Consider the following 14,910-nt stretch of genomic DNA (forward strand, 5'->3'; position numbering starts at 1 on the left):
GCCTCCGCAGGTTACCTTGTGAGCGCTAGTCGGGGAGACGTATGCTGTTGAAACCGCTTGTTTGCACGCTGACGGCGAGCTTGCTTCTCGCGATGCAAGGTGCGGCCGACTCTGCGCCCGGCGACGACGTCTACTCGCGACCCGGGCAGATCGAATCCGCGGCGGACGGAGCGCGATTGAACTTCTACTGTATGGGAAGCGGTTCTCCCACGGTCGTCTTCGACTCGGGTTGGGAGGATTGGGCGCCGGCCTGGGCAGTGGTGCAGCCGCAGGTCGCGAAGTGGACGCGCGCCTGCAGCTACGATCGCGCCGGTGCAGGCTTCAGCGGCGCCGGACCGATGCCGCGCACGAGCGTTCGCATCGCCGACGAGCTGCATAGCGCGCTCCACAATGCCGGCATCAAAGGGCCGTACATCTTAGTAGGCCATGCTTTTGGCGGCGACCCCGCGCGCACGTTTGCGGACCGATACACGACGGAGATTGCGGGGCTCGTGCTTGTCGAGGCCGATCCAAGCGACGTGGAACCGAAGGCGATGCAGGATGACGATCACCGCGGGGAAGCCCGGAACCTCGTCAGGCTGCGTGAATGCCGCGATGCGATCGCCGCAGGAAATCCGCTGCCGCTGCTTCCCCCGCGTCCCGGTCAGCCCCATCGCACTTGCGCTCAGCAGTTCTTTCGCGGGCTGCCCGAAGCTGAGTGGTCGCCGGAACTTAATGGCAAGCTGTTGCACATCGCGCAGACCAAGGTCGCGATGTACGACGCATACATTTCCGAAATGGAGGAAATGCCGTCGGATGAAGCGTGGCTGCAGCAGCACGTCCGCTCGCTAGGCTCTCGTCCCGTGCGCGTGCTGACCACGGGCAACCACGGCATCGGCCACCTGCCGGCGCGTAATGCGCAAGACCCGACGCATATCGAATATGAGCGTCAGATTGCGAAGGCAGAGGCGCGCTGGCTCACTCTATCGTCGAACGCCAAGCAGATATTTCCCAGCCACAGCTCAGAATACGTTCAGTTCGACGAGCCAAAGGTTGTCATCGACGCCATCCGCGACGTGTACAGGCAGAGTCCCGTGACAAGTTTCAAATAAGCCACTGGGCGCTTAAAGCGTTTCGGGTTCATCTCTGGCGACACCGATCAGCAAGCCACTCGGGTTGCCCGGAACGGTGCCGATGGGTGCGCACGTCGGATACTCGACCTCGCCTGCGACGTTATTCCCGCCATCTGCGTAGAAATAGTGATGCTGTGTGCGGTTGATATCAAACGAAACCGGGTCGCTGGCGCCGAGGGCGCAGGAAGTGGGCGACCCGAAATCCGGAGGTTCGAACGTGAGCACGTCGCCGCCGCCGGCACCCTCTTGATCTAGCAGGACGACATCTTCATCGTCGGCCGATCGCAAGCCGCCGGGGAATACAAAGGTCGCGCCGGTTGCGACAAATGAACCACACTCACCGGCCGGACAACTTCCCTTATAAAGGGTGTTAGTACTGTCGTCGAAGTAGACGGTGCCGTCTTTTTGCACCGTCAAGAAATAGTCGAACGCGCCGTTGGCGTTTGGAAAGTTGCCGACAAACGTTCCATCTCTGCGCCAGGTCGAGATGGAACCGACACTATCAATTATGTCAAAGATGTTGGTCGCTAAAACGGTGCCGTCTTTCGCGACGGTCACGTCGGCCACGAATTGGCTACCATTGGTCAAGTCGATATATGTCTTGAACGGCGACGTTGCGCCCCGGCGGAACACGACCACGTCATCGTCGCCGGTATTGGCCACGTAGAGTTCGTGGGTGGATTCCTTCACGAACATGCCTTGTGGGTTGGCCAAACCTTTCGTAAGCTGGCCGCACGGGACTTGGCCGGCGAAATTCCCCTTGTAGATGTCGATCAGGTTGTTGTTGAAGTCGGAGACGTATTCAATGGGACCCGCAGGTGGGCATCTGTTGAAATCCTTGAAGTGAAGACCCGTGTTGAGGTTGACCTTGAGCATTCCCATCGGGCTCAGAACCACCGGTATACGCACCATCAGCGAACGCGCGTTGCCTTGCGGGGCTGATGGTTTCGGAGCGATCGCCGAGCCGTTGGAGCAGCCGGCGAGCAGGACCAACACCGCGAGCGCGCTCAGAGATTTGGCGGAGATTCGAATGTGCATTGGATGCTCTCCTCAACTTTAGATGAGCCGCGAACAGCGAATATCCGGGCTCACCCTACTGCTTAAAGCGTTTCGGGTTCATCTCTGGCGACACCGACCAGCACGCCGCTCGTGTTGCCCGGCACGGTGCCAATGAGTGCGCAACTCGGATAGTCAATCTCGACCGCAATGTTATTTGGGGCGTCAGTATAGAAGTAGTGATGTTGTGTCCGATTGATATCGAACGAAACTGGGTCGCCGGCGCCGATGGCGCATGAGGTGGGGGATCCGAAATCCGGAGGCTCGTAGGTGAGAACGTCTCCACCGCCGGCGCCCTCTTGATCTTGGAGGACGACATCGTCCCCGTCAGCCGACCGCACGCCGCCGGGGAAAACAAATTTCGCACCGGTTGCAACGAATGAACCGCAAGCGCCGGCTGGGCAACTCCCCTTATATAGGTTGGGCGTGTTGTCGTCGAAGTAGACCGTGCCATCCTTTTGGACTGTCAGAAAGTAGTCTAAAGCGCCGTTCGGATTTGGAAAGTTACCGACGAACGCTCCGTCTTTATGCCATGTTGAGAGCGATCCTACGTTGAAGCCGACGTCGACGATGTTTGTCGCCATGACGGTGCCGTCTTTTGCAACTGTGACGTCGACGGGAAGTTGACCGCCGGCGGTCGAGTCGATGTACGTCTTGAACGGCGACGTCGCACCTCTGCGGAATACCACCACGTCGTGGTCGTTTGTATTGGCCACATACAGTTCGTGCGTGGATTCTTTCACAAACATGCCCTGCGGGTTGAGCAATCCGCTCGTAAGCCGGCCGCATGGGGTCTGCCCCGCGAAATTCCCTTTGTAGATGTCGATGACGTTGTCGTTGAAGTCGGAAATGTATTCGATGGGACCCGCCGGCGGACACCTGTTGAAGTCCATGAAGCGCTGGCCCGAGTTGAAATTGACTCTGAGCATGCCTATCGGGCTCAGAACCACCGGTATACGACCCATCAGCGTACGCGCGTGGCCTTGCGGGACTGATGGTTTCGGCGCGATCGCCGAGCCGTTGGAGCAGCCTACAAGAAATACAAGCGCCACCGCTGTGCTCAACGCTCGAATCGGGGTGCGGGTAACCATGTGATATCTCCCCTCGAATACGATAAAAAACAACGTCGACTATGTGAAGTAGTAGGGCGAGCAACGCTCGCCCTACCGCCGGAATAACGAGATACGTTACGTCGCGTTAGTTCAACGTCTCGGGATAGTCCTTGGCCATGCCAATCGGCAGACCGCTGGAATTTCCCGGAACCGTGCCGATAGGAGCACAACCCGGATAGCCCAACTCTGTACCTTGGTTCAGGCCTGCGTCGGCGATGAACGCGTGGTGTTGCTTGTGATTGATGTCGAAGCTTACGGGATCGACTCCGCCGACGGAGCATGAATCACCGCTCGTGAAACTCGGGGGTTCGTAGGTGATCAACGCGCCGCCGCCTGAAGCGCTCTGGTCATCCAGGACGAGATCTTCATCGTCCGCCGAACGTAGGCCGCCCGGGAACGCGAACGTCGCGCCTGTGTTTGAGAACGAACCGCAAGTGCCCGCGGAGCAGCTGCCCACGTACAACGCGAACGTGTTGTCGTCGTAGTACAGGGTGCCGTCTTTTTGAATCGTCAAGAAATAAGAATTGGCACCGGCTTGGTTCGGGATGTTGCCGATGAATGTGCCATCTTTTTTCCACGACGAGATCGACCCGGCGCAGGAGCCGCCGAAGATGTTGGTCGCGTAGATGTAGCCGTCGAGCGAGACCGTAACGTCAACTGGGAATTGGCCGCTGCAATTCGGGTCGGTGTACGTCTTGAACGGCGCCTTTCCGCCTCTGTGGAAGGCGACGACATTGCCGGCGCCGGTGTTGGCCACGTAGAGAACGTGGCGCCGGACGATCATTCCTTGCGGATTGACCACGCCTGTGAGTTGTCCGCACGGAGCCTGGCCTGCGAACGGCACCTTGTAGATGTTGATCGTGCTTGCGTTGAAGTCCGACATGTAGACGATGGGACCCGCAGCGGGGCAGGCGTTGAAGCTCGCTTTGCGGTTGGGCGTGCCGAGCTGACGCAGCTTCAGCATTCCGACGGGGTTCAAAACGGTCGGAACCCGGCCGCTCATCGCCTGGAAGTGATGACTCTGCATCGTTGAGGATGTCGGAGCGATCGCCGAGCCGCTTGAGCAGCCGGCAAGGAGTGCCAACGCTGCCGCCGCGCTCAGCAATTTGACTGAGGTTGGAATACGCATTTGGAAGCTCTCCTCGACATTGTGCGAGTTACCAAAGGGGAAAACCCCGCGTACCTTTACGCCGGAGTTTCCCGACTGCGCTCCGATGTAGGCATGTCCCTCTAGGTCTCGGACGAAGAAGGCAAGGCAAGCAGTGCTTGCCCACGCACTAACGAGTCGTTACAGCGATTCGGGCGCGTCGACCGCGGCTCCAATCGGAAGGCCGCCCGAATTACCGGGAACGGTGCCGATCGGCGCGCACGACGGGTACGAAATTTCGCCCCCAACGTCGTTGATAGCGTCGGCGTAGAAGACGTGCTGCTGTGTTTTGTTTATGTCCATGGCATCCGGGTCGCCGCCGCCGATGGCGCACGACACGCCGGTCGGAAACGATTCATAGGTGATCAGCGCGCCGCCGCCGGGAGCGTTCTGATCGATCTGCACGACGTCTTCGCCGTCAGCCGATCGAAGGCCACCGGGAAATGCGGTCGTCGCACCGGTCGAGGTGAATGTGCCGCACGCGCCGTTCGGGCAGCTCCCCGTCCACAAAAGTCCGGCATCGGACGTGTTGTCGATGTCGTTATAATAAAGTGTGCCGTCTTTTTGCGCGGTCACGTCCAGGCCCTCAAAACTGTTGGGCATCGGAAAGTTGCCGACGAATGCGCCGCCCTTGTGCCAGGTTGAGATGGACCCCGCTTCGTTGAAGTTCGCTTGAAAGATGTTAGCCGCGATGACGGTGCCGTCTTTTGCGACGGTGACGTCGTCCGGATTTTGCAAACCCGGATCGGTGTACTGCTTGAACGGCGTCTTCGCGCCGCGATGGAACACGAGGATGTTGTGCCCGCCGGTGTTGGCCACGTAGAGATCGTGTGTGGAACCCAGCACGAACATGCCTTGCGGCTGGACCATGCCGCCGGGGGACAACTGGCCGCATGGCGCTTGACCCGCGAACTTGCCTCTGTAGATATTGACGACGTTGTTGCTGAAGTCGGAAATGTATTCGATGTTGCCTGAAGCTGGGCACCTATCGAAGCTTGTGAAATGATGGCCTGCATTGAGGTTGATCCTGAGCATGGCGAGTGTACCCAACGCAACTGGTATGCGGCCCATCAATGAATGCACGCGACCTTGCGCCCCGAACGGCTGGGAAGCAATGGTTGAATTGGCGGAGCAGCCCGCGAGGATCGCTAACGCCGCCGCCGCGCTTAGCGCTTGAAGCGGGGTGAGGATACGCATTGGAATTCTCCCCTCGACGGTTACGAGAAATGGCCGTCGATTTGCGCGGCGGTTATGGCGGAATCCTCTCCGGCGGGGAAATGGGCAAGCGATGCTTGCCCTAGTACGGCTTGCCCTAGTACGGCTTGCCCTGGTACGGCTCGCCTTGAACGGCTTGCCCTAATTAACGAACGACTACGGTGAGCTAAGCACGCAAGCGCTTGCGGCGTTGCTCCACAGGGGTTGCACCGCGAACGTGCCGGTTCTTAGAACGGTGTTGCCGAGACCCTGCCATGCGCAGATGTCGCCGATCTCACCGAACGAGTTGTTGTACCAGCCGCTGGCGGGTCGCGGATCGGTCTGGCTCTCCGCGAGTTCGTGGCCTTCCACGATGCTGACGCCATCCAAGATTCCCGGCTGACCCGGGTTGACGAAGTTCTCGCCGCAGTTCTGGCCGGCATCGGTCATGTACGGGATGTTCGAGAATGAGATGATCCCGTCGGGCGTGGTCGTAGCGTCGTGATACGCGCAGAATTGTGAACCAAATCCAGGCGTGTTGTGGTTGTGCGGCGTGGCGACGACATACGAAGCGTTCTTCCTGTATCCGAAGTGCGCTTCGGCGGCAGCGGCCTCGGTTGCTACTTGCGCATCGCTCGGGCTGGCCGGCACGGACGAGGGATCGACCCATGTGCCTTTGAGCTGTCCGGACGGATTCTGGATCTTGTGCTGCACGCCGCCGACGATCTCGTAGTATTGATGATCGGTGTTCAGCCACGCGCCCTTGCCGACGCCCTTAAGGAAGTTGGTCATGTAGGCTTGTTCGCCTGACGGGTCGCTGCCCGAGACGTTGAATCCCCAGTACACGACGAAGATGCTGGGCGTGCGCTGGATCAAGCCCCCGTTGTAATGAAGCGTTTGCGGGGCGTCCAACATCGGGCCACGTGAGAATGCCGTGCGCATGTAGATTCTGGAACCGTTTTGCGCCATCGGTGCGCCGGCCGCGTGTACCGACTGCGTGCCGGCATGCTGCAGCGACGGCACAGAGCTGCCGTTGCCGCTGCACGCCGCAAGCGCAACCGCCGCGAGTCCGACGATGGCGAGTTTGAGTTTGTGCTGCATGATCGGGGTCTTCTCTCTTCCTTAACAAGTGAGCGTGTAGGTGTCGTGCAAAGAGCCCGCTGTTTAAAGGCGGGCTCTTTGCGTTACCGTGAACTCACGGAGCGATCAGATTACGGGGTGTGCAGTGTGCACGTCGAGGTCTTGTTGCTCCAGAGCGGCTGCATCGCGAATTTGCCTGTGGAGATGGTGATGTTGCCAAGACCCTGCCACGCGCAGATGTCGCCGATTTCGCCGTAGTTGTTATTGTACCAAGCGGTGGCGAGGCCTACTTCCGGATCGGTCTGTGACTCGGCTTCTTCGTGACCGGTGACGATGCTCACGCCGTCGAGAATTCCAGAGCTACCCGGGTTGACCGAGTTCTCGCCGCAGTTTCCACCAGCGTCGGTCATGTAAGGGATGTTCGAATAGGAGATTTCGCCGCCGTTGGAAGCGGTGGGGCTGTGGTAGGCGCAGTATTGCGTGCCGAAGCCCGACGAGTTGTGGTTGTGCGGCGTCGCGACCATGTAGTTGGCATTCTTGTTATAGCCGAAATGCGATTCAGCAGAGGCTGCTTCGGCGCGGATCTGGGCATCGGTGGGCGACGACGGTACCGATGACGAGTCGACCCAGGTGCCTTTGAGCTGTCCTGTCGGATTCTTGATCTTTTGATTGACGCCGGCCTTGGTTTGGTAGTACTGCTTGTCGGTGGCCAACCACGTGCTGCCGCCGAGTCCGTTGAAGAGCGCCGTCATGTATGCTTGTTCGCCGGACGGGTCGCTGCCGGAGACGTTGAATCCCCAGAATACGATGTAAATCGCAGGTGTGCGTTCGACCGGGCCACCGAAGTATTGCAGCGTCTGCGGGGCATCCGATGTCGGGCCTTGCGAGTTGCGCGTGCGCATGATGTGCACTTTGCTGAGGTCGATGCCTGCTTGTGACATCGATCCGCCGGTGTGACCGATCGACTGCGTGCCCGAATGTTGTAGCGTCGGCATCGAGCTGCTGTTTCCGCTGCAGGCAGTCATCGCCAAAGCGACGAGTCCTACGGCCGCTACTTTGAGTGTGTGCGACATACTAAGATTGATCCTCCTCACGAGATGAAAACTCGGGTGGTGCGTGGACTTTGGATTCGCGTGAATTACATTTGGGCCAACGCATCCCCTTCGCATATGCGAAACCATATGCTATACGATGTGCAGCAGAATCTTTTCAGCGTTTTTGGAAGAAAAATTATCATGCGGCCGAACAATATGAGACGACCGAATCTTGACAAATAGCTAGAGCGGTTCGTGCGGATCGGATGCTGCGCCAATCGGTAAAGCGCCAGCTTGCATTGGAACCGTGCCGATGGCTGCGCACGTCGGATACTTGATCTCGCCGCCTACTCCACCGGCATCTCCGTAAAACAAATGTTTCTCAGACTTGTTTATGTCCATGCCTATTGGGCCGACGATGCCGTTGCCGATGATGACGCAGAACGTGAAATTCGGAAACGATTGGAATGTGGTCACGGTGAGCAATATCTGATCGACCTGAACCACCGCTTCACTTTGCGCTGAACGCAGCCCGCCGGGAAATACGCTGACCGCGCCGGTCGACGTGAACTTGCCACATACGCCCGCCGGACAACTGCCCGTCCATAAAAGGCCCTGGCCCAAAGTGGCGTCGATGTCGTTGTAGTACAACGTGCCATCCGCTTGCACGGTGAGGAACAGTCCTTCCAGGTCGTGGACCATCGGGTAATTGCCGACGAAGGTTCCGCTTTTCGTCCAAGTCGAGATCGAGCCCGCGGCGCTGCCGTCTTGCTTCAATAGGTTGGACGCGATCACGGTTTTATCGTGGGCCACGGTGACGTCGACCGGATATTGTCCGGTCGGATCGGTATACGTGGTGAAATGCGTCGTTGCGCCTCTGTGGAACACGAGGATGTTGCCGGCGCCCGTATTGGCAACGTAAAGATTGCCGTTGGGCCCGACAAAGAGCCCTTGCGGACTTTGCAACGTCTCGGCGATTTGACCGCAGGCGGCTTGACCCGCGAATTTGCCGGCAAATATCTCGACGACATTGTTGTTGAAGTCGGAGATGTATTCGATGGGACCCGCGGCGGGGCACGTATCGAAACCTTTGAAATGATGGCCGACGGTCGGATGGACGCTGAGCATGCCGAGCGGCCCCACGGCCGCGGGAATGCGGGTCATCGGTGATCGCACGACGCTTTGCTGCACGTACGGTTTCGGCGTGAACGCCGGTCCGCCGGCGCAACCGGAAAGCAGCGTTAGCGTTGCGGCTGCAGTCAGAACGAGTGCCGGGATTGCAGGACGCATTTCAAGACTCCGGTCGATACAGAAGCGGGGCGGACGCCGTAGCGTTCGCCCCGCGTGTCGATGACTGAATCGACGGTTTGTTCCTTTAGTTCGAGGTCGGAGTATCGATCGCGACGCCGATCGGTTCGCCGCCCGACGTGAAGACACTACCCATCAGCGTGCAGCCGTTCCCGGCGCCCGGATTGTAGTGACTCATTTCAAATGCCTGGCCCTGGCCGGCATCTGCGTAGAAGAGGTGGTGTTGCGAGTGATTGATGTCGATGGTGACCGGGTCGACTGCGCCTTCGGTGCATACGCCGACGGGGGTGGCGAAGTTCGGAGACGTGTAGGAGCTCACGGTTCCGCCGCCGGAGGCGCTTTGATCGTCTAGGTCAACGTTCTCGCTGTTAGACGAACGGATGCCGCCGGGGAAGAGAAGCGACGCAGCGGTGTCGGCGAACGCGCCGCAGACGCCGGCCACGCAGCTGCCTTGCGACATGACTGCAGAGGCGAAGCCTGAGCTAAAGCCGTCGTAGTACGTCGTGCCGTCCTTTTGGATGGTCACGAAAAAGGTTTCGGTGCCATCCGAGTTCAGATAGTTGTTGATCACGGCTCCGGTGTGCTTGTTCCATGTCGAGAGCCCGCCCACGCCGGCGTTGCTGATGATGTTAGAAGCGATGACGACGTTGTCGTTGGAGACCGTCACGCCGGCCGGGTAATTACCGCCGTTGCTTGGATCCGAGTAGGTTATGAACGGGGTCGTTGCGCCTCTCTTGAACGCCAAAACATTGCCCCCGCCATTAGGGTTTCCTGCGGTATTGGCAACGTAGAGGTTATCGTCATGGACCGTGATGCCTTGCGGCTCGACGAATCCGGTGAGGATTCCGCACGCTGATTGGCCGGCCAGATTGCCGGCGAAGATGTTGACGGTGTTGTCGGCTGCATCGGAGACGTACACAAGTATGCCGGTGGCCGGGCACGCATTGTAGCTCGCGCCATGGTAACCGGGTCGCGCGACGTGACCGATTCTTAGCATTCCGACCGGATTCAGAACGGAAGTGCTTCTACCGTTCACGCTGTGCACGTGACTTTGTGTGGATGAGGGCATCTTCGGCGCGAGCGCCGAGCCGCTTGAGCAGCCGGCGAGCAATACGAGTGCTCCCGCTGCGCTCAGCGCTTGGATTGTGGTAGGAAAACGCATCTGGGTTTCCTCCTCAACGATTAAGGGGGCGCACTCCGGGAAGATCGGAGAAAATCACCGTACTTTTTGCAAGCGGTAGCTTGCAAACAAAGCAGAACAGCAGCCTTCCCGAACGAGGGAGGTACGCTTGGTCCACTCTGCGTTTCGGGTCCGGCGGAATCCTCCGGGAAAAAAACCGCCGGGAAGAACTTAGAACTTTCTTCCCATATGACAAGCGAAAATGAAGAGGCGGCCATCAAAGCGCTCGCTTAGTCGATTTGACGATCGACAGTGTAAACGATTAGATTAGTTGATCGACGAGGGGCAAGCGATGCTTGCCCTAGTACAAAAAAACGAATGGGCAAGCGATGCTTGCCCTAGTACGTAAGAACGACGGGGCAAGCGATGTTTGCCCTAGTACGAAACGACGGGGCAAGCGATGCTTGCCCTCCTACAGAGAACGAGTAAACGAAAAGGCGGGCGCCGAAGCGCCCGCCCTTTTTGTCGATTTACGAATCGACGGTTGCTGGATTACTGCAGGTTCTCTGCACGATCGACGGCGACGCCGATCGGGAGACCGCTGGTGTTGCCAGCAATCGAACCCTTCGGAGCGCAAGCGCCCGTCGTGTTCGTGTACTTGAGCTCGGTCAGTTGGTCGAGGCCAGCGTCCGCGAGGAACATGTGGTGTTGCGAGTGGTTGACGTCGAAGCTGACGTCGTCAGTACCGGCGTGGTTGCAGACGCCGCCGCTGCCGAAGGCCGGCGGTTCGAACGTGGTCACTGGGCCGGTAGTGCTGCCGTTGCCCTGGTCATCCAGAGCGAGGTCTTCGCCGTCTTCCGAACGAACGCCGCCGGGGAACGTGAACGTTGCGCCGGTGTTGCTGTTTGAGTTGCAGCTGCCAGCGGTGCAGGTTTGCTTGAACAGCCCGGTGGGATCGTCATAGTACATGGTGCCGTTGTTTTGGATTGTCAGGAAGAACGTTTCGTTACCGTCGGGATTCTGCATGTTGCCGATCAATGCGCCGGAGTTCTTGTTCCACGCGGAGATCGAACCTTCGCAGCTGCCACCGAAGATGTTTGATGCGTACACGATGTTGTCGCTCGAGACCGTGACGTCAACGGTGAACTGGCCGCTGCAGCTCGGATCCGTGTAGGTTATGAACGGCGTCGTCGCGCCTCTGTGAAAGGCCAAGACGTCGAGGCCGCCGGTGTTGGCAACGTAGAGGTTGCCGGCCTTGACGATCATGCCTTGGGGATTCGCCAATCCTGTGAGCTGTCCGCAAAGAACGAGCGGCGACGTGTTTCCGCCTTTGTAGATGTTGACGACGCCAAGGTTGAAGTCGGACATGTAGATCAGGGTGCCGGCGGCCGGACAGGCATTGAAGCCAACCTTGTTGTTCGGGTGGGTCCCAAACTGTTGCACTTTCAAGAGGGTACTCGGGGATACCGCTGCCGGGATGCGGCCGCTGTTCATCACGCTGTGATGGCCTTGCAGCGCGGAGCCTATCGGCGCGATCGCCGAGCCGCTGGAGCAACCAGCAAGCAGCGCTAATGCTGCCGCTGCGCTCAGCGCTTGGATTGGGGTGGGAATACGCATTTGGATTTCTCTCCTCGACTTTAAGTGAGTCACTAAAGTAGCGCCCTGGATAACCGCTTTATCGAGAAATCGCCATTGTTTTGCGAGCATCGTTGTAAATGCTTGCGGACGATGGCTGAGAAGCAACCTTCCCGAACGGTGAGGTACGCTTGGGCCTGGGTGCGCGTCGGCGGCTACGTAATCCTCCGAGAATAATGCTGCCCGAGTATATTTAGAACTTTATGCTTACCGCCGTGGAATACTACGTGCTAGACAGGTACTTTTGTCTCAATGAGGCATATGGCTCCCCAGCGAACGCGGTTTCAAATTCCGGGAAATGGAGTGCGCTGTGTCACAGTTTCTCGCTTTTGCCGTATCAGTTTTCGTCGCGTTCAGCCTAGCGAATGGATTTGGCTCAGGTTCGTCCCATCAGGTGCGACTTTTCATGCACCCCCCGCCCGCGGACGCAGATCCGGCAGGCGTAAGTGGCGGCGGTCCAGTGGGCAGCACGGTCGTTCACCCCACGCCGACCTCGCCTCCGCGACACGGCGCGGGATCGTAATAACAATGATCATCATCGCGCGCGTTAGCATTTACTCATGACAGGCAAACATCAAGCTCACCGTCTCGAACCGGATGCTAGACCCGATAGCATCACGGCTGCTATTCGGTTGTGGGCTGACGGCGATTTCGCCGCGTGTTTGCGCGAACTCGACGATATCGCATTCGACGCGCAGACTTCAGAGAGCGTGCTCGTCCGCGCGCGCGCGTTGCTGCGGCTCGATCGAATCGAAGCAGCAGAGACATGGCTGCACCTCACCGCATCGAAACACGCCACACACGACGCGCGCGCCACGTACCTCATGCTCGCAGGAAGCGCGGCCTCGCGCCTGAGCAAACCTGCGCTCGCACACGAATTGTTCGATGAAGCCGAACGGCTGCGCCCGCACAAAAGCGTTTGCGCGGAATTGGCATACTATCGCGCGCTCGAGCATTGGCAAGACGGCCGCAGCGACGAAGCGCGCGCGGTACTCGCACCGGCGCTGGATCCGGCCGAAGACATCATCTACGCACGCGCGCTGTCGCTCGTCGGTTGGACCTACGTGGCCGAGCAGCGTTATGCCGACGGCGCAAAAACATTCGGCGAGTCGCTCACCGTCCTGCGTCATTGCCGGAACAAAGACGCGCACCTCCACGCCACGCTCTTGCACGCATCCGCCATCGGCGTCGCCGAACTTGCGGCGGGCGATGCGCAGCGGCTTGCGGGCGAAGTCGAAGAGTTTCCGTGGACGACGGGCGAGCTTGAAGAACATTTTCAAACGCTTCGCCACATCGGATTGGCGTTCGCCCGCCGCGGTCAAGCGGAGCCCGCGTTCCTCCACTTCGTGCGCGCCGCCGATCTGGCGCCGCGCAGCGCGTGGGCCGTGCTCGCGTTCGCCGATTGCGCGGCAGCGGCGTCCACCATGGGCGAGCCGCACGGCGCGCGCGCGTTTCTCCAGTTCGCGTGCGCCTCAGCCGAGCACGTCAATTGGAATCTTGTGGAAGGCGAATCGCGTCTCGCACTATTGCAGTTGGCGCTCGCGCTTGCACGTTCGGGCAATGGGAGCCGGGCGCGACGCTTCGTGTTGCAGTTCGGCGAGAGCGCGAAATTCCGCGGCCTTAGCGCGTTGCGGGGAGATCCCCGCGCCGGCATCTACCGCAGGCATGTCGAAGCCGTTGTGGCGGGTGCGATGGGTGAGGCCGGCGCGGCAGATGCGCTTGCGAGCGTCAAGACCGACTGGGAATCCATCGGCTACGAATGGCGCGCGATGGAAGTCGAGCACGATCTTAAGACCATCGCGAAATTGACCACTGGCGAAGAGCCCGCTCTCCAAGCGCCGGTACTTCCGCAGCGCGGCCACGATCCACTCATGACCGACGAACAGCGGCGCCTCATGCGCCTCGTGCTGGAGGGCCGGTCGCGCAAAGAAATCGCCACGCATCTGAAACTCAGCATCAACACGGTGCGCAACTATCTTAGTGTGCTCTATCGGCTCTTCGGAGTTTCTACTCGCTCCGAGCTTATCGTGCGCTGCATAAAGGACGAGCGCGTCCTCGAGTCCATCGCCCGCTGAGGCGTTTTCCCCGGTAACCGCAGCATGTTCTCCGCCGACGCCAAGGATGAGATCGCGCGCGCGCGCTTCGAGCGCGAGTGCTGTCCTGCGGTGTTCTTGCGCTCGCTCGCCGGCTTTTCGGCCAGAATCGGGGCCGCGTCCCATGGACGACATCCCGTACTAGGGCAAGCATCGCTTGCCCATGGGAAATTGCCCGTACTAGGGCAAGCATCGCTTGCCCATGGGAAATCGCCCGTACTAGGGCAAGCATCGCTTGCCCATCGGTCGCTCATCGTCCGCACCGAGCGCGGCGCGATCGCGCGCGCGGCGCTCAAGGCGGCGAAAACCGTGGGGATCATCGCGCACGCGACGCACGTGGCCGGCACGCGCTTTCACGACGGCAACATCGTCACCGTGACTTGCGATGCGCCGCTCTCCACGCGATTGAATCCGCCCGCCCGCAGTTGCTGCCGTCGCGCGTGGCTTCGCGGCGCGTTCTTGGCGTGCGGATCGGTATCGGATCCGGCGCGCGGCTATCACCTCGAGTTGTACTGCCGCGACGACGCCGCAGCGCGCGCGCTCACGCAAGGGTTGACCGACTTACGCATCGATGCGGGCATAACGCGGCGCCGTCACCGCGCGCTCGTGTACGTCAAGGGCGTGCAGGCCGTGGCCGACTTGCTCGCACAAATGGGCGCGACGAATGCCGTTCTGATCCTCGACGATCTGCGCGCGCGGCGCGAGACGAAAAATGTCATCCGGCGCGCCGTGAACGCCGAGACCGCGAATGCGGCGCGGGCCGGCGCCGCGAGCGCGCGTCAGCGCGAAGCAGCCGTCGCGCTTTTGGGAAAAGCAGGATTGAAGATGCTCACGCCGCCGATTCGCGAAGCGGCGCGGCTGCGCGTAGCGCATCCCGATCTCACGCTTGCGGAACTAGCCAAGCGGACGAAGCCGGCCGTGACAAAAGCCACGATGGGCTATCGTCTGCGCGCGCTGGAACGCCTTGCCGGCAGCGGCAAGCGGAGTATGCGCAAGTAATAGAAGGACGTTCTCGCCGA

12 protein-coding genes are annotated in these 14,910 nt (G+C 59.9%); 3 read left to right on the plus strand and 9 right to left on the minus strand.

Annotated elements, in window-relative coordinates:
- Window positions 1-47 precede the first annotated feature (47 nt).
- Window positions 48-1,091: an alpha/beta hydrolase gene (locus VII69_09645; protein ID HEY5095366.1), complete on the plus strand. Its 1,044-nt coding sequence runs from the start codon at window positions 48-50 to the stop codon at window positions 1,089-1,091.
- Between the two features lie 12 nt (window positions 1,092-1,103).
- On the opposite strand, the gene VII69_09650 is transcribed toward VII69_09645, so the two are convergent.
- From VII69_09650 to VII69_09690, 9 genes are all read right to left on the minus strand, one after another.
- Window positions 1,104-2,150 carry a hypothetical protein gene (locus VII69_09650; protein HEY5095367.1) on the minus strand — a complete coding sequence of 349 codons (1,047 nt, stop codon included), beginning with the start codon at window positions 2,148-2,150 and terminating at the stop codon, window positions 1,104-1,106.
- 62 nt (window positions 2,151-2,212) lie between these two features.
- Entirely contained in the window at window positions 2,213-3,259 is a 1,047-nt protein-coding gene (locus tag VII69_09655; protein HEY5095368.1) for a hypothetical protein, read from the minus strand.
- A 106-nt stretch (window positions 3,260-3,365) separates the two neighbouring features.
- On the minus strand, window positions 3,366-4,409 hold the full coding sequence (locus VII69_09660) for a hypothetical protein (protein HEY5095369.1): 1,044 nt from the start codon (window positions 4,407-4,409) through the stop codon (window positions 3,366-3,368).
- Between the two features lie 159 nt (window positions 4,410-4,568).
- On the minus strand, window positions 4,569-5,624 hold the full coding sequence (locus VII69_09665; GenBank protein HEY5095370.1) for a hypothetical protein: 1,056 nt from the start codon (window positions 5,622-5,624) through the stop codon (window positions 4,569-4,571).
- Window positions 5,625-5,798: 174 nt separating this feature from the next.
- On the minus strand, window positions 5,799-6,722 hold the full coding sequence (locus VII69_09670) for a hypothetical protein (GenBank protein HEY5095371.1): 924 nt from the start codon (window positions 6,720-6,722) through the stop codon (window positions 5,799-5,801).
- Between the two features lie 110 nt (window positions 6,723-6,832).
- On the minus strand, window positions 6,833-7,774 hold the full coding sequence (locus VII69_09675) for a hypothetical protein (GenBank protein HEY5095372.1): 942 nt from the start codon (window positions 7,772-7,774) through the stop codon (window positions 6,833-6,835).
- A gap of 204 nt (window positions 7,775-7,978) precedes the next feature.
- Window positions 7,979-9,025, minus strand: coding sequence for a hypothetical protein (locus tag VII69_09680; protein ID HEY5095373.1), 1,047 nt, complete (start codon window positions 9,023-9,025; stop codon window positions 7,979-7,981).
- A gap of 85 nt (window positions 9,026-9,110) precedes the next feature.
- The gene (locus tag VII69_09685; protein ID HEY5095374.1) at window positions 9,111-10,205 is read right to left on the minus strand and encodes a hypothetical protein; all 1,095 of its coding nucleotides are present in this window, start codon (window positions 10,203-10,205) and stop codon (window positions 9,111-9,113) included.
- A 510-nt stretch (window positions 10,206-10,715) separates the two neighbouring features.
- Window positions 10,716-11,780, minus strand: coding sequence for a hypothetical protein (locus VII69_09690; GenBank protein ID HEY5095375.1), 1,065 nt, complete (start codon window positions 11,778-11,780; stop codon window positions 10,716-10,718).
- Window positions 11,781-12,358: 578 nt separating this feature from the next.
- On the opposite strand from VII69_09690, the gene VII69_09695 reads away from it, so the two are divergent.
- Together VII69_09695 and whiA are read left to right on the plus strand one after the other, a co-directional pair.
- On the plus strand, window positions 12,359-13,873 hold the full coding sequence (locus tag VII69_09695) for a LuxR C-terminal-related transcriptional regulator (protein ID HEY5095376.1): 1,515 nt from the start codon (window positions 12,359-12,361) through the stop codon (window positions 13,871-13,873).
- A gap of 24 nt (window positions 13,874-13,897) precedes the next feature.
- A complete protein-coding gene (whiA, locus tag VII69_09700; GenBank protein ID HEY5095377.1) occupies window positions 13,898-14,890 on the plus strand; it encodes a DNA-binding protein WhiA in 993 nt (330 codons plus the stop codon).
- The last annotated feature ends 20 nt before the right edge of the window (window positions 14,891-14,910 follow it).

It is taken from the genome of Candidatus Eremiobacteraceae bacterium (assembly GCA_036511855.1).
Taxonomy (GTDB): domain Bacteria; phylum Vulcanimicrobiota; class Vulcanimicrobiia; order Eremiobacterales; family Eremiobacteraceae; genus JABCYQ01.